This is a genomic window from Priestia sp. 10L35, assembly GCF_056395685.1.
On sequence record NZ_JBFTKA010000002.1, the window covers coordinates 159,745 to 178,655 of the forward strand.

An 18,911-nucleotide genomic window follows, 5' to 3' on the forward strand; every position below is an offset into this window, starting at 1 on the left:
GCATGAAGGAAGTACCAAAAGAACCTAAGAAACTCAGAGAAGGCTATACGACGGGCGCTTGTGCAACGGCAGCTACGAGAGCAGCTCTGCTTACGCTAATTTCAGGAGAAGTGCAAGATGAGTCAACGATTTACCTACCTGTCGGCCGCTTTGCTACGTTTCATCTTGAAGAATGCGAGTATCGCACAAGCAGTGCTGTAGCCAGCATCATTAAAGATGCTGGAGACGATCCCGATGCCACGCACGGAGCGCTGATTATTTCTGAAGTTTCGTGGTGTAATGGTGCAGACATTATCATTGATGGAGGAGTGGGAGTAGGGCGTGTGACAAAGCCCGGTCTCCCAGTTCCTGTCGGTGAGGCAGCCATTAACCCTGTTCCAAGAAAGATGCTGAAAGAAACAGCTGAACAGCTTCTAGCCCAATACAATATACAAAAAGGCGTTAAGATTGTCATCTCGGTTCCTGAAGGAGAAGAAATGGCGAAAAAGACATTAAATGCGCGTCTAGGTATTTTAGGAGGCATTTCGATACTGGGGACGCGGGGGATTGTCGTTCCGTTCTCGACAGCTGCTTATAAAGCAAGTATCGTTCAGGCAATCAGCGTTGCTAAAGCGAGTAACTGTGAGCACGTTGTCATTACGACAGGGGGCCGAAGCGAAAAGTATGGAATGAAACAGTTCCCTGAACTTCCGGAAGAAGCATTTATCGAAATGGGAGATTTTGTTGGATTTACGTTAAAACAATGTAAAAAGCAAGGAATGAAAAAAGTGTCGCTCGTAGGCATGATGGGAAAGTTTTCAAAAGTCGCGCAAGGCGTTATGATGGTTCATTCAAAAAGTGCACCCATTGATTTTAATTTTTTAGCAAAAGCAGCTTCTGAGTCAGGCGCTTCTGCTGAACTGGTAGAGGAAATAAAAGGTGCAAACACAGCTTCTCAAGTGGGGGATTTAATGACGCAAAGCGGTCATCATCAGTTTTTTGAAAAACTGTGCGAGTACTGCTGTTTATCAGCATTAAAGGAAGTAGGGGACGGAATCGATGTCGATACGTCTCTTTACACATTAAAAGGAGATTTTTTAGGACAGGCGGTGCAACATGGCAATTAAAATTATTGGAATTGGTGACGATGGGAAGTTAAGTTTGCTTCCTATGTATGAACAGTGGGTGTATGAAAGTGATGTGCTAATTGGAGGAAAGCGTCACCTGGATTTTTTTCAAGATTTCGAAGGAGAAAAAGTAGCGATTGAAGGGGGTCTTTCTCCTCTTGTTGAACGTTTAAAAAACGAAGAAGGAAATGTGGTTGTGTTAGCGTCAGGCGACCCGTTATTTTACGGAATAGGAAGCTATCTTTCTACGAAGCTAGACGTTGAAATATATCCTTATTTAAGTTCTATTCAGCTTGCATTCTCACGTTTAAAAGAGCGATGGCAAGACGCTTATTTTACAAGCGTGCACGGGAGAAGTATAAAGGGACTCGCTCAGCGCATAGACGGTCATAAAAAAGTAGCGATTTTAACAGATGAGCAAAATTCTCCTAGTGCTCTGGCAAACTACTTATTGTCATTTGGCATGACGGAATACAAGATGTTTGTAGCAGAGAATTTAGGAGGAGAAACGGAGCGCTGTCAGCTGCTTTCGCTGGAAGAAGCGGCGAACCAACTCTTTTCTCCGCTTAATGTCGTGATATTAAAGCAGGTAGAAAAAAGCCCAGTCTGGCCTCTTGGAATAGAGGACGATGAATTTATTCAACGCAAGCCGGACAAGGGACTTATTACTAAAAAAGAAGTTCGTACACTTAGTATTAGCGCCCTGCAGCTAAAGAGAGACAGCGTCGTATGGGATATCGGAACATGTACGGGTTCAGTCGCAATTGAAGCGGCTAAAATTGCGCGTGAAGGACAAATTTTTGCCGTGGAAAAAAATGAAGCAGACTTAGAAAACTGCAGAGAAAATCTATTGAAATTTCGAGTAGACGCCCACACTGTGCACGGAAAAGCACCGGAAGGGTTAAGTGAGTTTGCTGATCCTGACGCGGTGTTTATTGGAGGCACAGCAGGAGGCATGGAAACCATTTTAGACGTGTGCTGCAGCCGGTTAAATGCAGGAGGGCGCATCGTATTAAATGCCGTAACGATTGAAAATTTAGCAGAAGGAATGAAAGCTTTTAAAGAGCGAGGATTCGAGACTGCTGTTACCCTTGCACAAATTTCAAGAAGCAAGCCCATTTTACATTTAACGCGATTTGACGCTTTAAACCCCATTTATATTATTACAGCCAAAAGAGGAGAATGAATATGATTGGAACATTGTACGGACTTGGAGTTGGACCGGGAGATCCAGAACTTATTACAGTAAAAGCATTTCGTAAATTAAAAGAATCACCCGTTATTGCGTACCCGAAAAAACAAAAAGGAAGCAAAAGCTACGCCCAAAAAATTATTGATGTCTATTTCAGTGCAAATGAAAAAGATATGCTGGGCCTTGTGTTTCCAATGACAAAAGATCCTGCTATTTTGGAAAGAAAATGGACCGAAACGGTAGAACGAGTATGGGAAAAGCTCCAGGAAGGAAAAGATGTAGCATTTGTCACAGAGGGAGACCCTATGCTTTACAGTACGTTTATTCACATGATGCGTCTAATGCAAGAACGTCACCCTGAAGCTCCGATTCAAGTAATTCCTGGTATTTCATCCATTAATGGAGCTGCATCTCGTTTAGGTATTCCGTTAGCAGACGGTGATGAACACGTAGCAATTGTTCCTGCTCGTGAAGATTATAAAACAATGAAAAAAGTATTAATGGAAAACGACTGCGTCATTTTTATTAAAGTGGCCAAAGTCATCGATTTTATGGTCGGTCTTTTAAAAGAGCTTGATCTGCTTGAAAAAGCGTCAGTGGTGACAAAAGTAACGTCAGATGAAGAAATTATCTGGAAAGCTTCAGAACTAGAAGGAGCCGATTTACAATACTTAACGCTAATGGTGGTGCGAAAATGAAGTTATACATAATCGGAGCTGGACCCGGAGATCCAGATTTAATTACCGTAAAAGGCTTAAAATTACTTCAGCAAGCAGATGTTGTCTTGTACGCTGACTCACTGGTAAGTCAAGAGCTAGTTGCTAAGTCTAAACCAGGAGCTGAAGTGTTAAAAACAGCGGGTATGCATCTAGAAGAAATGGTCGGTACGATGCTTGAACGCATGCGTGAAGGAAAAATGGTTGTAAGAGTACATACCGGAGATCCTGCTATGTACGGAGCCATTATGGAACAAATGGTGCTTTTAAAAAGAGAAGGCGTTGATATTGAAATCGTTCCGGGCGTCAGCTCCGTATTCGCTGCTGCTGCAGCGGCTGAAGCAGAATTAACCATTCCAGATTTGACTCAAACGGTTATTTTAACTCGTGCTGAAGGAAGAACGCCTGTACCTGAGTTTGAAAAATTAACTGATTTAGCAAAACATAAATGTACCATTGCGTTATTTTTAAGCGCGACGCTCACAAAAAAAGTAATGAAAGAATTTATAAGCGCGGGTTGGAGTGAAGACACGCCGGTTGTAGTAGTCTATAAAGCAACGTGGCCAGATGAAAAAATTGTTCGCACAACGGTAAAAGACCTAGATGATGCTATGCGAACAAACGGCATTCGCAAGCAGGCGATGATTTTGGCAGGCTGGGCACTTGATCCACACATTCATGACAAAGATTATCGTTCAAAACTTTATGACAAAACATTTACCCATGGCTTTCGAAGAGGAGTGAAGTCGGAATGATTCAACTCCAAGAAGGAAAAAAAGCCCTCATTACACAGCGCGGAGATTATGCCGTTGTAGCTATCACAAAACACGGCGTAGAAATTGCAAGAAATCTAGGCCGCACTTTTCAGCAGTCTGATGTGTATTACATGAGCAAGTTTGAAAAAGGAGACGAACAAGAGCAGAACATCCAGCTGTTTTCAGGAAGCGTTCGGATGCTTTTGCCTTCTCTTTTTGAATCGTATAAAGGACTTATTATTATTATCTCACTGGGAGCAGTTGTGCGTATGATTGCCCCTATTTTAAAAGATAAGAAAACGGATCCTGCGGTTGTTGTCATTGATGATAAAGGTGAAAATGTCATTAGCGTGCTTTCGGGTCATATCGGAGGAGCAAATGAGCTTACGCGTGAAGTTGCGGCAGCTCTTGAAGCTCATCCTGTCATTACAACAGCATCCGATGTGCAAAAAACAATTCCGGTTGATTTATTTGGTAAGCGCTTTGGATGGGTGTGGGAATCAGCAGAAAAACTAACGCCTGTCAGCGCTTCTGTGGTGAATGAAGAAGAAATAGCAGTGGTTCAAGAATCAGGTGAAAAGAACTGGTGGCATTATGAGCACCCTGTTCCAGCTAACATTAAAACATATTCATCGATTCAGACAGCTCTTGAAGCATCGCCACATGCAGCTTTGGTCGTAACGCATCGCAATTTAAAAAAAGAGGAAGAAGCAATCTTAGAAAACGGTGTTCTTTACCGTCCAAAAGTACTGGCGATTGGGATGGGGTGCAACAGAGGAACAAGTGCAGCGGAAATTGAAACCGTTATTGAAAAAACGCTTGCTGAACTTCAGTTTTCAATGAAAAGTGTAAAAGCATTATGTACAATAGAGATAAAGAAAGATGAAGAAGGGCTATTAGAAGTGGCGTCTAAGTACGGCTGGGAGTTTGTCTATTATTCGCCCCAAGAGCTAAACAGCATAAGTATCCAACAGCCTTCAGATACTGTCTTTAAATATACAGGTGCATATGGCGTGAGTGAACCTGCTGCTATGTTATACAGCGGTGCTGATAAGCTTGAACTTGTGAAGAAAAAGTCAGGGAATGTCACCATTTCAGTGGCGCTTATTCCCTATGACTAAAGGAGAGAACAACATGTCAAACAGAAGACTCGTCATTGCCGGTACTGGAAGTGGCGTAGGGAAAACAACACTTACAATCGGGCTGATGGCAGCATTAAGACAAGCTGGTTACAGAGTTCAAGGGTTTAAATGCGGACCCGATTATATTGATCCAACGTATCATACGGCTGTTACAGAACGAACGTCTCGAAATATAGACAGCTGGATGCTTGAACACGATATGGTTAGAGAAATTGTCGCTCGTGCTAGTGAAGATGCTGATATTTCCATCATGGAAGGAGTTATGGGATTTTTCGATGGGAAAAACCCGTTAACGAACGAAGGAACAACAGCAGAAATCAGCTTAATCACCAATAGCCCTGTCCTTTTAGTTGTCAATTGTGCTAGTATGGCTAGAAGTGCAGCGGCGATTGTAAAAGGGTTTCAGCAATTTTTACCGGAAGCTAACATCGTTGGTGTAATTGCTAACCGGGTTGGAAGTGAAGGACATTATAAACTTGTTAAGGCAGCGATTGAGCAGGAATGTCATATCCCTGTAGTAGGCTACTTGAAAAGAAACGATGATCTTACGATTCCTGAACGTCACCTCGGGCTCATTCCGTCGATTGAACGAGGAGAGTTAACGCCGTTTTTTGAACAGTTAGGAAAGCTTGTTCATGATACAATTGATATCGAAAAAGTATATGAACTGGCTTTAGCTCCTAAAATAGAAATTAATGATCCTATCTTTACAAAGCCGTCCGTACCTCAAGTGAAAATTGCTGTAGCGAGAGATGCCGCTTTTAACTTTTATTATGAAGAAAATTTCGAATTGTTAAAAGCTTACGGAGCAGAGCTTGTAGAATTTTCGCCTTTAAAAGGAGAAGTGGTTCCACAAGATGCTGACGGTCTTTATATAGGAGGCGGATTTCCAGAAGAATTTGCTGAAACGCTGGCTCAGCAAATCGACGTTAAAAATTCTGTTCGAGCAGCTATTCAAAAAGGGATTCCTACGCTTGCTGAGTGCGGAGGGTTTATGTTCTTAACAGATGCTATTGTCACAACAGATGATACATGCCATGAAATGGTGGGGCTTATTCCCGGACAAGTAAGAATGCAGACAAAATTAGCTGCTTTAGGGTACCGAGAAGTGACGGGAAAGCAGGAGAATTTTTTATTTAAAGGCGATGTACAAGCTAAAGGCCATGAATTTCATTATTCAACCTTTCATTCAGAGAAAGAGTTTTCGCCTGCCTATGATACAAAAGGGATGCGAGGAATGAAAGAAGAAGGCTATATGAACAATAATTTAATTGCCGGCTATACGCACTTTCATTTCGGCTCTTCTATGAAGATGGTAGAAAACTGGGTGGAACAGTGTAAAGCGGTAAAAAAAGAAAGAAGAGATGCCGTGTGACAGTTGGAAAAGTATATTTAGTAGGAGCTGGACCAGGAGATCCGAAGCTAATAACCGTATATGGAATGGAGTGTATTCAAGAAGCGGATGTTATTTTATATGACCGCTTAGCCAACGAACAGTTGTTAAACTATGCTAAAAAAGACGCGGAGCTTATTTTTTGCGGGAAATTACCGGGTAAGCACGGAGTCATCCAAGATCGTATTCACGAACTGCTTGTTGAAAAAGCGCTTCAAGGAAAAGTAGTGACGCGCTTAAAAGGAGGCGATCCTTTTGTGTTTGGCCGCGGAGCAGAGGAAGCGGAAGTGCTTGCTACTCAAGGAATTCCTTACGAAGTAGTGCCTGGTATCACGTCAGGAATTGCAGCTCCAGCTTATGCAGGAATTCCTGTTACCCATAGAGATCATGCCACTTCTTTTGCGATTGTAACGGGTCATGGAAGAGAAGAAAAAGGAAAAGATTATTTAAATTGGTCAGCGCTTGCTCAAGGAATAGATACAATTGCGTTTTACATGGGCGTTGGAAATTTACCTCATATATGCAAGCAGTTGATGGACCATGGACGAGATAAACATACTCCAGTAGCGCTTGTTCAATGGGGCACAACGAAGTATCAGCGCACCGTAACAGGAACGCTTGCCACAATCGAAGAAATAGCAAAAAAAGCAGAAATTGCTCATCCTGCCATTGTGCTTGTAGGTGAAGTTGTGACAATTAGAGAAAAAATAAAATGGTTCGAAGAAAGAGCGGAAAATATTCTGCTTTAACGTTAAAAGGAGGAGACAATATGACGATTATTTCACAGCTAAAAGAACGAAGAGCGGTACGAGATCATGAAGCGCGTGAAGTGGAACAAGAGAAAATCGAACAGCTGCTTGAAGCAGCGACGTGGGCTCCAAATGACCGAATGAGAGAGCCTTGGAGCTTTTATGTGATTCAAGGAGAAGCAAAAAAGAAGTATGAAGAACTGGCTGAAGCTTATTTAAAGGAGCGCTTTCCTACAAAGCCTCATTTAGTAGAAAGTTCGTTAAAAGCAGTAAAAAATACGCCTGTACATATCGTCGTAACAGCTGACACAGTTGAAGGAGACGATGAAGCCACTGAAGACAACAAATATGCGGTTTCATGCGCGATTCATTCCATGTGGCTAGCGGCTAAAGAACTAGGTCTTGGATTCGTTTGGAGAACAAGAGGCGTTGGTCTTGTTCGAGACGAGAGATTACATGAGTTTATTGGCAACCCTTCAGGTAAAGTCGTAGTAGGAAACGTATTTCTAGGCTATCCAAATGAAGAGTCTCTTACAAAAATGAAAGAGCCTGCTAGAACACCGTTTACAGAAAAAACAACATGGCTGTAAACTGAAATTCGAAGAAAAAGAGGTTTTTAGATTGAAAGACAAACGGGGTCTTACGTTAATTTATACCGGAGACGGTAAAGGAAAAACAACCGCTGCTTTAGGTCTTGCGTTGCGCGCTACGGGACGCGGACAAAAAGTATTAATGATTCAATTTATTAAATCTCCTCAGCGTACATATGGCGAAAAGCTGATGTTTGACAGAATAGGAATTGAAATGATTCAAACAGGAGTCGGCTTCACGTGGACAAAAACACCGCCTGAACATCGTGAAGCTTTGCAAAAAGCTTGGGCGCTAACGAAGGAAAAAGTCTTCTCGAACGAATATGATGTAGTTATTTTAGACGAGTTAAATAATGCACTGGCTATCGAGAAATTTCCTATTGATGATGTGCTACCGCTACACGAAGTAATTGACCTTATTCAAAAGCGCCCTGAGCATATGCATTTGGTCATTACCGGGCGTTCTGCTAAAAAAGAAGTGATGGATGCAGCAGATCTTGTGACGGAAATGAAGCCTCATAAACATTATTATGATGAAGGAATTCCTGCTGTAAAAGGAATTGAATTTTAAAAAGCCCTCAGTGAAGAGGGCTTTTTTTATTGAGCAGGGGCATCTACTTTTTCAGCTTGCCAGTAAAATTGGCTAATGACATCAGACAGTGCTTTTGTTGTGTTGGTTAGTTCATCAAAGTTATTATCAACTCCGCCCACTTCAATTAAAATCGCATTTTTAGAAACATCTTGGTTATATACACCGTTACCGCTGGATTTGTTTTTGCCAATAACTCCGCGGCTTAACCCAGGATATTTCTTTTCAAGACCTTCATGAAGCGCTTTTGCCATTTTTAAGTTTTGTTCAAAGTTTTGATTCGCTTTCCCTAAAACAAACACAACTTTTGCATACGATTTATTGTTAATCTTAATGGTTGTATTATCTTTTCGAAGCGAATCTCGGTGCAAATCGATAAAGTAAGTTAAATCTCTATTCTCAGTCATCGCCGTTTCAATTACTGTGCGAGACATGGCGTACGATTGGTTGGTGTTCCAGCCTTTTTCTTTTAATTTCTGTCCAATATTGGTTTGATCCACTTCTGCCCCAATTCCCTGAGCCTCTAAATCTTTTCCTAGCATATTTGCGACTATATTAATATTGGTTTTACTATCTACAGCTTTATTAGCATCTGGATCACCTTCAAGTCCTAACAGAGGCAAGTAAGATTCCCAGCTGTGCGTATGATAAATATAAAATACCTTTTTTCCGCCAGTTGTATTATTATTTGGAGCATTCGTACCATCGTTATCTTTAGGTTGCTGAACTTTTGTAGTAGAATTTCTTTCTTTTAGCGTTTCATCTAATGGTGGTGCAGATTCTCTAGGGAAGTTTGTGAAATTTGTGCCTTCACCGGCGATGATAATATTGGAGTCGTAAATACTGAATCCAGGCAGTTCTGAACCAAACAAGCTTCTCGCGTCTTCTGCTCGAATACTTGTTGATAACTCTAGCAGTGTAGAAGAAAGACCTGGAGGCGAATAATTTTTATCAAAAGCCGTTGAAAAGTGGTGGTTTTCCTGGCTCATCAAATAATAAAGGCTTTCTGCTTTATGCTTCGATAACGTTTGATAGACAATAGAAGAATTGAACTGTTCTTTAAATGCTGAGTAACTTACTAGAACAATGATAGATGATGTCATTAAAACAATGGATAAAATAACAAGAACCATCTTATATGTTAACACTACAAAATTGGCGCGATTACTAGATTTCAATGGCGAAATCTCCTCTCTATGTCAGCATCAGGCTAATAGGTATGAAGGACTTTGCTAATCTAGTAATGATTATATGAATGGAGATTTCTAATTATGATAAGCATTTAATAGAGAAAGTAGTCTTCAAAATCAAAAAAGAAGAATCACGCGAGATATAATCTCATATTCTCAGTGATTCTTCTTCAAATAGACGTCGGATGGCTTCGCCTTTTGGAGTGAGGCTGAATCCTTTTTTCTCTTTTTTAAGCAGCTGATAGTTTTGTAATTCTTGTAAATACGTAACAATGCGCTTGCGCTTCACGGAACTTAATAATCCAAATGCGGGTATTTTATCGAGCTCTTTTTGACGAATACTGTTAGTAGAAACACCTTCTAAAATTTGTACGTAACTCTGCTGAGTTTCCGTGTTCTTTAAGGTATCTATAAGCGTTAGTAACCGTAGCATTTGGTTTGAATCAAAAGTTATTTGACCGATTTCTAGCGGAGTCGAAAGCAGGTCCTGACGCTGCTTATGAAGTTCATTTTCTATCTTAGCGCCTATTTCTGTCAGTTTCTTTTTTATTTCGTTTGGGTCCATATAACATGTAAATTTGTTTGTTTCCTGCAGCAGGGTGACATCTGGAAAATCCCATTGCGAAAACCATTGAATGGAACCAACTTCGAGATTTGCATTCGGTGTTTTTACTTGTAATACCTTTTGAATGAAGGAAAGAAAGGGCTCGTTTTCCTGTAAAACTTGTCTTTGATTAAGTTGATAAGTGGTTAGGCTGCACAATTTGTCTTGGATTTCTTTGATGTGCACTTCATGATGCTTTAAAAGACTTTTCCATTTAAAAAAGACCAGTAGTTTTTGAATCACTTCTTCATTTTCATCTATAATCTCTTCGAACTGCCGCTGAGTTGTAGCTAAGCGTTTCGCTGCTAGCACTACATTATACTCATCATCGAGTGAAATAGCATTATTTGTAACATCATATGTTACGGCGAGACCTCTGTTTTCTGAAGTTAAGCGAATGATCTCGTTTTCTCCGTGAACAGTTAATACCGTATCTTCCGTATCTGAAAATCCTCTCTCAAAGGCGGTGTAAGGAAGAGATCGAAAAGGTCTCATAATGATTTCAATCCGATTGCGCCAAAAAGCAATTTGCTCAGGGTTTTTCATAATAAAAAGCAAAGGTGATTTTTTTGATTGTTCAATTGCTTCAATCACATCTGCATTTCGATGATAAAGGGAAATGAGCGGATGTTTGAAGAAACACTTATTAATATGTTGAATCCATTCTTCTTTGGAAGAATCATGTATCCTAGCACAAAACATGTAATCTTTCATAATACTTCCGAGGTAGTTTTCCAACTCATTTTTAGTTAAAACCGTAAAATCTTGAGAATAAAACTCATCATGATGAATAGGAATGCCGCGATTCTTATTATATTCTTTCCATAGAAATGAAGTTGGTTTCCAAAAGTGAGGATAAACGTCTTCATTTTTATCAATTGCGACAGGAAAACCGCCCCTATGACTTCCATATAAGAACGTTTGAAAAAGGACTATATCTTCTTGAGATAACTCATTCATTGCTCGCTCAAAGTAGTCATTTAAACGTCCAAGTAGCCCTTTAGTATGTTTACTTCCTACGGACCGAATCGATTTATTTTTGCGTCCGAGCGGAAGGAATGTTAAGTGGTTGTAAGCTGTAAAATCAACAGGCAAATTTTCTGGTAAAGTCATTTGTCTAACTCCTTTCATTTATTGAGTATTTTACCTATTAAAGAAGAGAAGAAAAAGTTTTAGTGTGTCTTGAATATAAGAGTTATTTTTAAAAATTTTCTGTTAATTAATCTGTAGAAATCAAGAAAAGGGATTCAAAGTAATTTTGAATGGGTATAGTAATAAAAATTTTGACACATATTATCGAATATATATGAATGTTGTCAAAAAAAACAACAAAAGTGATGATTCATCCAAAGGAGGAAGCTTATGGAGAATAAAGGTCCGTTTAAAAAGACGATATCCCTATTAGATTTAACATTGATTGGATTAGGGGCTATTTTTGGCTCCGCTTGGCTGTTTGCCGTTAGTAATGTCGCTACGCAAGCCGGTCCTGCAGGAAGTTTTTCTTGGGTTATTGGTGGAGTTATTATTTTATTAATAGGCCTTGTATACGCTGAGCTAGGGGCTGCCTTGCCTCGTACAGGAGGAATTATTCGGTATCCTGTTTATTCACACGGTCATCTTGTAGGCTATATGATTTCATTTATTACTATTGTAGCGTACACTAGCTTAATCGCTATCGAAGTAACAGCTGTGAGACAGTATGTGGCCTACTGGTTTCCGGGTTTAACAAAATCTGGATCTGATTCACCGACGATATCTGGATGGATTCTACAATTTGTGTTGCTTTGCTTATTCTTTTTACTCAATTACTGGAGTGTAAAAGCATTTGCAAAATCGAATATTATCATTTCTATTTTTAAATATTTTGTACCGCTTACAGTAATCGTAACGCTGGCATTTTATTTTAAGTCAGGAAACTTTACGATGGGAGAGTTTGCTCCCGGGGGGTTTGATGGTATCCAGGCCGCCATTGCCACAGGCGGGGTTATGTTTGCCTACTTAGGCCTTCATCCAATTGTATCTGTAGCTGGAGAGGTAAAAAATCCTCAGCGTAATATTCCAATTGCTCTTGTGATTTGTATCATTCTAGCAGCTCTCATTTATACTGCCCTACAAGTATTATTTATCGGAGCTATTCCATCTGACATGATTAAAGGCGGTTGGTCCGGCATTCAAGATAAATTCTCACTGCCATTTAAAGACATCGCTGTTGTTCTTGGCCTTGGCTGGCTAGCAACACTTGTTATTTTAGACGCCATTTTATCACCGGGTGGTAACGGTAATATTTTTATGAATACAACATCTAGACTTATCTATGCTTGGTCTCGTAACGGTACGTTATTTAAAACGTTTGCTCATGTGGATAAAAAAACAGGGATTCCTCGATCATCTCTATGGCTCTCATTAGGACTTTCGATTTTTTGGACACTGCCATTTCCTTCATGGAATGCACTCGTAAACGTATGCTCTGTTGCGCTTATTCTTTCTTACGCGATTGCACCAATTTCATCAGCGGCCTTTATGGTGAACGCAAAAGATTTGGAAAAGCCTTTTAAATTAAGAGGAATGAGTATAATTGGTCCATTATCCTTTATTTTTGCTTCCTTTATTGTCTACTGGTCAGGATGGAAGACTATTTCATGGCTGTTAACTTCTCAATTGGTTATGTTTGTTATATATTTGATTTTTGCTAAATATGTGCCTAAAAACGAAGTAAGTCTTCGTCAGCAGATTAAATCAACTTGGTGGTTAGTTGCTTATTATATCATCATGCTCTTTATTTCTTATATTGGTTCGTTCGGCGGAGGAAAGGGTTTGATCGATACGCCTGTAGACTTAATTATCATAGCGGTCGTATCTCTTGGGATTTATTATTGGGCTAAATATACGGGCCTTCCAAAAGCGCTTATTGATTACGATCACCATCCTGAACAGGAAGAAAAAGCACCTGTATAACCTGCAAAGCAGCGATATTCGCTGCTTTTTTCTATGTTATTTGAACATGAAATTCTAAAGTTTGTCGTATAATTTAGTAGGAAAGAAGGAATTAGCACATTATTGTTTAATTAATGTAATGTAACCGTTTTAAATCCAACGCTTGGAGGAAGAGTATGATTGAAAAAATAATAAATTCACTTCGAAAGCGGCTGTGGGAAAACAATAATGTTATAGAAGTGTGTAAAAATGAAGGAGAAGTATACAGAACCACGTGTACTTTTTTTGATGGAGTAAGCAAGAATCAACTGAATGTTTTTGAAGAAGAAATGCATGTATCACTTCCTGAAGACTACAAGCAGTTTTTGCAGCTAACAAATGGGTGTAATTTGTTCATTGATGCTGACAAAAAAATAGCAGGGAATCTTTATAGCTTAGAAGATGTAAGAGAAACAGCTTATAAAAGTCAGAGTCTCTATATAACAATTGGGTCTGTTGGAGAAGAAGAGATTATCATTGACTCCAAAAAATCAGCGCACTCTGCATATATAATAGTAAAAAAGCGGAACGCATCGTTTCAAGATGCACATGTATTACATATGAATTTTCAGAAATGGCTGGATTGTTTTATAGTGAGTCAAGGGAATTGTTTTTGGCACTGGAATGAGCTTTGTAATAAAGTTCATTCAACGGATAAAAAGACAACGGCTCAATAACGTTATCTTCTCGAATGTAAAAGCAGAGCGTATAATCGTTCTGCTTTTTGTATAGTCATTATAAGCTAGAACAGCGCAGCGATTCTAAAAGGTTATGAGTATGATTGTATAGAAACTGTCTAATGTCTGAGTTGTTGATAAGTTTGGTCTTAAAGCATTAGTCACTCTAGGTCTTGTGCTCGTTATCCTATCTCTTGGACTTTTTAGTCAACTCGCTGCTTCTACGAGTGTAGCTTATATTGTTGCACTACACGTGATGATGTTGATTGGTATTTCGATGGTGATGCTGCCTGCACAGACTACCACGGGGTTAAATCAGCTCCCTAAGCAGCTGTATCCTCATGGCACAGCAATAATGAATACATTACAACAAGTGTCCGGAGAAATTGGAACTGCGCTATTTATCAGTATTATGTCTTCTGGAAAAGAGAGTTACGTAAAAGGGGTAAATGAACCAAATACAGCTTTAGCAAAAGTGAATGGACTGATTTCCGGATTGCAGCAAGCATTTTTTATTGCTGCTATCGTTGAAGTGATTGCCCACGTCTTATCTTTTTTTCTAAAATGAATGCATGCTTGGGAAAACGCTTCAACAAGTGTTTCTATATAAATAAACGAGCACACTAGTGTGCTCATTTATTTATATAGAAGGAAGACGTTCCCAACCGTAAGCTTCGTCTTCAACTTTAGTTTCTCCAAACTGACTTGTGCGATTCAAGATTTTTTTGCCGCCTAATTTTTTATAAAACTGAACGGCTTTCTTATTTTTCTTCATAGCCCAAATAATCATAGACGTATATTGCTGATCAGCAAATTCTTTTACTGAATGAGAAAATAGAAGGTGACCAATTCCTTGGTTTTGCACTTCCTTGCAAACGTATAGCGCGTATATTTCAGCACGGGACAAATGAGGCTTACCTGCTGAAAAGCCGACAATCTCTCCTCGTTCATCGATAGCGAGCAAAATAAAATGAGAAGGCTCGGTAAGAAAAAGGGACCATTTTTCTCTACTTTGTTCATAAGATAAGCTTTTTAAATAAGCATCAGGTACTAATCCTTTGTATGTAATGCGCCAGCTGTCAACGTACAGACGGGCAACAGAAGGGATGTGAGAGGAAGTAGCTTTAATAATTTTCATTAAAAAATCTCCTTTTTTAAAATATTAAGGCATATAGTATACCTTTCAGCCTAAGAATATTATGAAAAATAGATCATAATTTTCCAGTAATTCATAAAATGGTAAAAAAGGTGGTGTTCATTCTCACTCTATCACGGTAAAGTGAGAATATACATTTGTTTTGTTGTTTTAATTTTTGCTATATGTATAATGTCTAACGATCTATTTGTTATTCACCTTTACTAGTCTATCAAATAGTTTTGTTAAAGCCAAAGGGGCATAGGGTAAGTAATGTCAATTCAGCTTCGTTTTATTTTAACGTATATCAGTATTGTGTTTGTCTTTATTATTTTGCTTTTTTTATCGGGCTTTCTCATTTTCTTCTCCATTACTGGAGACGCCGATTTTGTAAGAAAACTGTACAGTCACTCCTATGAGTATAAATTGTTAACGCCAGAAGAAGAAAATGCATTCTTGGATTTAAAGTTATTGAGTGAAGAAAAACCGGAGCAGCTGCTGCGGCCGGAGACGGTTAAAAAATATGAATTTGAAAATATTGATATTGTGATTCAAAAAAACACAGAGGTTGTATATGCTTCAGAATCCATTAAAGGAGAAAACCTCCGTAAATACTTGCCAAAGCATCAAAAAAGTAAAGGAAATCACTCGTATCAGCAGGACATGCTGCGCGTAGGCAAGCAGTACTTTACATATATCAACCTTGATTTTCCTTTCTCGAATCAAGAAAAAGGAAGCATTTACGTTTTGCGAAAAATCAGCCCTTATGTAGGCATTATTAATCGAATTTTCCCTTTTTTAATCTTTCTACTATTAATTTTAGTAATTGTGATTATTGGATTTTTAAACTATCTTGTTTCAAGAAGCATTATTAAACCCATTCGTGAATTAAAAGAAGCGGCTGAAAAAATAAAACAAGGTGATCTTCACTTTGAGATCTCTGCTAATTCAAAGGATGAAATAGGCGAATTAACGCAAGCTTTTGAAGAAATGAGGCAAAAACTAAAATCTTCTGTTGAACTGCAAATTCAGTATGAAGATAACCGTAAACAGCTGCTTTCAAGTATTTCACACGATCTGCGAACTCCTATTACTTCCATTGTAGGATATGTAGAAGGAATTCAAGATGGAGTAGCTAACACGCCAGATAAGCTTTCTAAATATTTGTTAACGATTTCAACGAAAGCAAAAGACATGAATGCGTTAATCGATGAGCTGTTTTTATTTTCTAAATTGGATTTGCACGAAATTCCATTTGTGTTTAAAAAACTTAATATTTCTGCATTTATGGAAAGTTATGTGCAAGAGCTTCAGTTTGAAATGAGCGAACATGATATTGATGTTTTATTTTCTAATGATTCTCTAACGACACTGTATGCAAAGGCAGATGCTGAGCAGCTGCGAAGAGTTTTAATAAATTTAACAACCAATAGTATTAAATTTATGGATAAAGAAAGAAAAAGAATCGATATCGTTCTTTCTGCTACCGAAAGTGAACTCATTATTGAAGTGAAAGACAATGGCGCAGGGATTTCACCGGAAGCATTAGCGCATATTTTTGACCGGTTTTATCGAGCAGAACAGTCCCGCAACAGCAATACTGGAGGAAGTGGACTTGGACTGGCCATTGCAAAACAAATTGTTGAACGCCACGGGGGAGACATCTGGGCACTAAGTAAGCTTGGCGAAGGAACAAGTATTTTCTTTTCTTTGCAAAAAATGAATGAAAATGGTGATACATATGAAGAAGATATTGTTAGTTGAAGATGAAGTAAGTATTGCTGAATTGCAAAGAGATTATTTAGAAATTAACGATTTTGAAATAGACGTTCAATATAGCGGTGATAAGGGATTAGAAAAAGCGTTAAATGAACATTTTGATCTGGTTATTTTGGATATTATGCTCCCTAAAGTGAGCGGATTTGAAGTGTGCAAGCAAATTCGAGCTGCAAAAGATATACCAATCATTTTAGTTTCAGCTAAAAAAGAAGAAATCGATAAAATTAGAGGGCTCGGGCTAGGTGCAGATGACTATATTACCAAGCCATTCAGCCCTGGGGAGCTGGTTGCAAGAGTCAAAGCGCATTTAGCGAGATATGAAAGACTCTCTGATAAGCAGGAAAAGCGTATGATTCGTATTCATGGTTTAGCGATTGACACGCTCGCTAGAAGAGTATTTGTGAATGACAAAGAAGTGTTTTTTACAGCGAAGGAATTCGATTTGCTGAAGTTTATCGTTTCTCATCCAAATCAAGTATTAAGTAAAGAACATCTATTTGAAAAAATTTGGGGATTTGATTCTTCAGGAGACATTTCAACCGTAACAGTTCACATTCGAAAACTGAGAGAAAAGTTAGAAGAAAACCCAGCAGATCCTCAGTACCTAGAAACGGTTTGGGGAGCAGGGTACCGGTTTAATATTTAAAAAAAGAGATCCGAACGATTAATCGTTCGGATCTCTTTTTTACTACGTAGTAACGATTCTATGACGAGCTTTAATCTTACTCACGGGAGGTTCGGAAGAAAATATATTTTTTTCACCGATTTTATCATATAGACCGGTTGACTTTAACATTTCTTTCGGCTGGTGCTGTAAGCCAGAAATAACGACTTGGCTATGCGAATCTTTCAAACGTTCGACCACCTTCGATAGTAAAGCTTCTCCAGATGTATCAATAAAGGAGACTTGGCTCATTCGAAGCAATAAAACTTTCGGTTTCGCTTCAGCGATCTTATCGAAGGAATCTTCTAATACTTCAGCTGATCCAAAGAAAAGAGATCCTTGCATGGTATATTCCATCAAATCAGATTTGTGAGCGTTTTCAGATGTTTCCGCTAAAACCTTTGAAATCTTCAGTGATCCGCTCATTCGTTTCACAAACATAACAATAGCTAAAAGTAGACCCACGCCTACACCTGTTGTTAAATCGATTGAAACTGTTAATAAAAACGTAGCTACAAGTACAAATGAATCAGCTGACTTGGTTTTTAAAATATGCGCAAATTCTTTACGCTCACTCATATTCCAAGCCACAAACATTAAAATAGGTGCCATACTTGCCAGCGGAATGTTTGATGCATAAGGAGCTAGCATCACAAGGACCAATAAAACAACTAAGCCGTGTATGACTCCTGATAACGGAGAAGCTGCGCCGTTTTTGATATTAGTAGCCGTTCTGGCAATGGCACCAGTTGCTGGAATTCCGCCAAATAGCGAGGTAGCGATATTAGCAATTCCTTGGCCGACAAGCTCTTTATTGCTATTATGCTTGGTTTTAGCCATATTATCAGCAACAACAGCCGATAGTAAAGATTCAATACCTCCAAGCATTGCAATTACGCAGGCAGCCGGAAATAGCATCACGATGTTATCCCAAGTTAAATCTGGGAAGCTAAAAGATGGTAGTTTGCTCGGAATGGCACCGTAAGTAGAGCCAATCGTTGCAACTTTTCCTGGGAACAGTGTAATGGCTACAAGTGTGGAGACAAGAAGACCTAGAAGGGCACCGGGAATTTTAGGTAAAAACTTTGGCGTTGTAATCACGATAGCTAAACAAATAGCGGCTATGATGACGCTGTAAATGTTAATCGTTGCAATTTTGCGTAGGATTTCAATCATATTTAAATGAAATTCCTCATGTTTTGCAATTCCTTTTAATCCTAGAAAATTAGCGATCTGACCTGAGAAGATAATAATCGCAATTCCTGCTGTAAATCCAATCGTTACAGGGCGCGGAATAAACTTTATAAATTTTCCTAGCTTAAATATTCCGAGAAGCGTAATCATAATTCCAGCCATAAAGCCGGCAATAATGAGGTTCTCATAACCATACTGCATGACAACTCCAAGCAGCACTGGAACAAATGCACCTGTTGGACCTGCAATTTGAAATTTCGATCCGCCTAATATTGAAACTATAATCCCTGCGATAATGGTTGTATAAATCCCGTATTCAGGTCTTACACCAGAAGCGATGGCAAAGGCCATTGCTAAAGGAATAGCAACGACCCCAACAACCAAACCGGCGATAATGTCTTTTTGTAAATGCCCTGCTGAATAGCCTTGAAATCGGTTATCTTTTAGCATTCGATAAAATCCT

At 39.0% G+C, this 18,911-nt stretch carries 18 protein-coding genes; 14 read left to right on the top strand and 4 right to left on the bottom strand.

What is annotated here, in order from left to right; all coding sequences use genetic code 11:
* The first annotated feature begins 2 nt into the window (after positions 1-2).
* From AC1DEF_RS06730 to cobO, 9 genes are read left to right on the top strand one after another with little or no spacing between them, the layout of a single operon-like run.
* The gene (locus AC1DEF_RS06730; RefSeq protein ID WP_028408304.1) at positions 3-1,106 is read left to right on the top strand and encodes a cobalt-precorrin-5B (C(1))-methyltransferase; all 1,104 of its coding nucleotides are present in this window, start codon (positions 3-5) and stop codon (positions 1,104-1,106) included.
* The gene (cbiE, locus tag AC1DEF_RS06735) at positions 1,096-2,292 is read left to right on the top strand and encodes a precorrin-6y C5,15-methyltransferase (decarboxylating) subunit CbiE (protein ID WP_318331372.1); all 1,197 of its coding nucleotides are present in this window, start codon (positions 1,096-1,098) and stop codon (positions 2,290-2,292) included. Before AC1DEF_RS06730 ends, cbiE begins: the two co-directional genes overlap by 11 nt.
* A gap of 2 nt (positions 2,293-2,294) precedes the next feature.
* Entirely contained in the window at positions 2,295-2,996 is a 702-nt protein-coding gene (cobI, locus tag AC1DEF_RS06740; protein WP_097823252.1) for a precorrin-2 C(20)-methyltransferase, read from the top strand.
* Complete coding sequence (gene cobM / locus AC1DEF_RS06745) at positions 2,993-3,769, top strand: precorrin-4 C(11)-methyltransferase (protein WP_025751698.1); 777 nt, start codon at positions 2,993-2,995, stop codon at positions 3,767-3,769. Before cobI ends, cobM begins: the two co-directional genes overlap by 4 nt.
* Positions 3,766-4,890 (top strand): cobalt-precorrin 5A hydrolase, encoded by a 1,125-nt coding sequence (locus tag AC1DEF_RS06750; protein ID WP_097823253.1) that lies wholly within the window; start codon positions 3,766-3,768, stop codon positions 4,888-4,890. Before cobM ends, AC1DEF_RS06750 begins: the two co-directional genes overlap by 4 nt.
* A gap of 13 nt (positions 4,891-4,903) precedes the next feature.
* On the top strand, positions 4,904-6,286 hold the full coding sequence (locus tag AC1DEF_RS06755; RefSeq protein WP_097823254.1) for a cobyrinic acid a,c-diamide synthase CobB: 1,383 nt from the start codon (positions 4,904-4,906) through the stop codon (positions 6,284-6,286).
* Positions 6,283-7,053 carry a uroporphyrinogen-III C-methyltransferase gene (gene cobA, locus AC1DEF_RS06760; protein WP_013057306.1) on the top strand — a complete coding sequence of 257 codons (771 nt, stop codon included), beginning with the start codon at positions 6,283-6,285 and terminating at the stop codon, positions 7,051-7,053. The genes AC1DEF_RS06755 and cobA overlap by 4 nt, the downstream gene beginning before the upstream one ends.
* A gap of 20 nt (positions 7,054-7,073) precedes the next feature.
* Entirely contained in the window at positions 7,074-7,643 is a 570-nt protein-coding gene (locus tag AC1DEF_RS06765; protein ID WP_050690212.1) for a nitroreductase family protein, read from the top strand.
* A 31-nt stretch (positions 7,644-7,674) separates the two neighbouring features.
* A complete protein-coding gene (cobO, locus tag AC1DEF_RS06770; RefSeq protein ID WP_013057304.1) occupies positions 7,675-8,214 on the top strand; it encodes a cob(I)yrinic acid a,c-diamide adenosyltransferase in 540 nt (179 codons plus the stop codon).
* 26 nt (positions 8,215-8,240) lie between these two features.
* Here cobO and spoIIP read toward each other — a convergent pair whose 3' ends face one another.
* Both spoIIP and AC1DEF_RS06780 read right to left on the bottom strand, forming a co-directional pair.
* Positions 8,241-9,410 (bottom strand): stage II sporulation protein P, encoded by a 1,170-nt coding sequence (gene spoIIP / locus AC1DEF_RS06775; RefSeq protein WP_043982887.1) that lies wholly within the window; start codon positions 9,408-9,410, stop codon positions 8,241-8,243.
* Positions 9,411-9,570: 160 nt separating this feature from the next.
* Complete coding sequence (locus AC1DEF_RS06780; RefSeq protein ID WP_097823255.1) at positions 9,571-11,139, bottom strand: RQC-minor-2 family DNA-binding protein; 1,569 nt, start codon at positions 11,137-11,139, stop codon at positions 9,571-9,573.
* Between the two features lie 249 nt (positions 11,140-11,388).
* Between AC1DEF_RS06780 and AC1DEF_RS06785 the strand changes: the two genes are divergently transcribed.
* From AC1DEF_RS06785 to AC1DEF_RS06795, 3 genes are all read left to right on the top strand, one after another.
* Positions 11,389-12,981 (top strand): APC family permease, encoded by a 1,593-nt coding sequence (locus tag AC1DEF_RS06785; protein ID WP_013057301.1) that lies wholly within the window; start codon positions 11,389-11,391, stop codon positions 12,979-12,981.
* A gap of 155 nt (positions 12,982-13,136) precedes the next feature.
* Positions 13,137-13,676, top strand: coding sequence for an SMI1/KNR4 family protein (locus AC1DEF_RS06790; RefSeq protein WP_097823256.1), 540 nt, complete (start codon positions 13,137-13,139; stop codon positions 13,674-13,676).
* A gap of 175 nt (positions 13,677-13,851) precedes the next feature.
* Positions 13,852-14,244 carry an MFS transporter gene (locus tag AC1DEF_RS06795; protein WP_255255699.1) on the top strand — a complete coding sequence of 131 codons (393 nt, stop codon included), beginning with the start codon at positions 13,852-13,854 and terminating at the stop codon, positions 14,242-14,244.
* A gap of 72 nt (positions 14,245-14,316) precedes the next feature.
* Here the strand turns inward: AC1DEF_RS06795 and AC1DEF_RS06800 are convergent, their stop codons facing one another.
* Positions 14,317-14,814 carry a GNAT family N-acetyltransferase gene (locus AC1DEF_RS06800; RefSeq protein WP_097823257.1) on the bottom strand — a complete coding sequence of 166 codons (498 nt, stop codon included), beginning with the start codon at positions 14,812-14,814 and terminating at the stop codon, positions 14,317-14,319.
* A gap of 270 nt (positions 14,815-15,084) precedes the next feature.
* Here AC1DEF_RS06800 and AC1DEF_RS06805 point away from each other — a divergent pair, with 270 nt between their 5' ends.
* Both AC1DEF_RS06805 and AC1DEF_RS06810 read left to right on the top strand, forming a co-directional pair.
* Positions 15,085-16,575, top strand: a complete 1,491-nt coding sequence (locus AC1DEF_RS06805) for a sensor histidine kinase (protein ID WP_097823258.1) — start codon at positions 15,085-15,087, stop codon at positions 16,573-16,575.
* Positions 16,553-17,236 carry a response regulator transcription factor gene (locus AC1DEF_RS06810; RefSeq protein WP_028408317.1) on the top strand — a complete coding sequence of 228 codons (684 nt, stop codon included), beginning with the start codon at positions 16,553-16,555 and terminating at the stop codon, positions 17,234-17,236. The genes AC1DEF_RS06805 and AC1DEF_RS06810 overlap by 23 nt, the downstream gene beginning before the upstream one ends.
* Before the next feature lie 42 nt (positions 17,237-17,278).
* Here the strand turns inward: AC1DEF_RS06810 and AC1DEF_RS06815 are convergent, their stop codons facing one another.
* Positions 17,279-18,898, bottom strand: coding sequence for a SulP family inorganic anion transporter (locus tag AC1DEF_RS06815; RefSeq protein ID WP_097823259.1), 1,620 nt, complete (start codon positions 18,896-18,898; stop codon positions 17,279-17,281).
* Between the last annotated feature and the right edge of the window lie 13 nt (positions 18,899-18,911).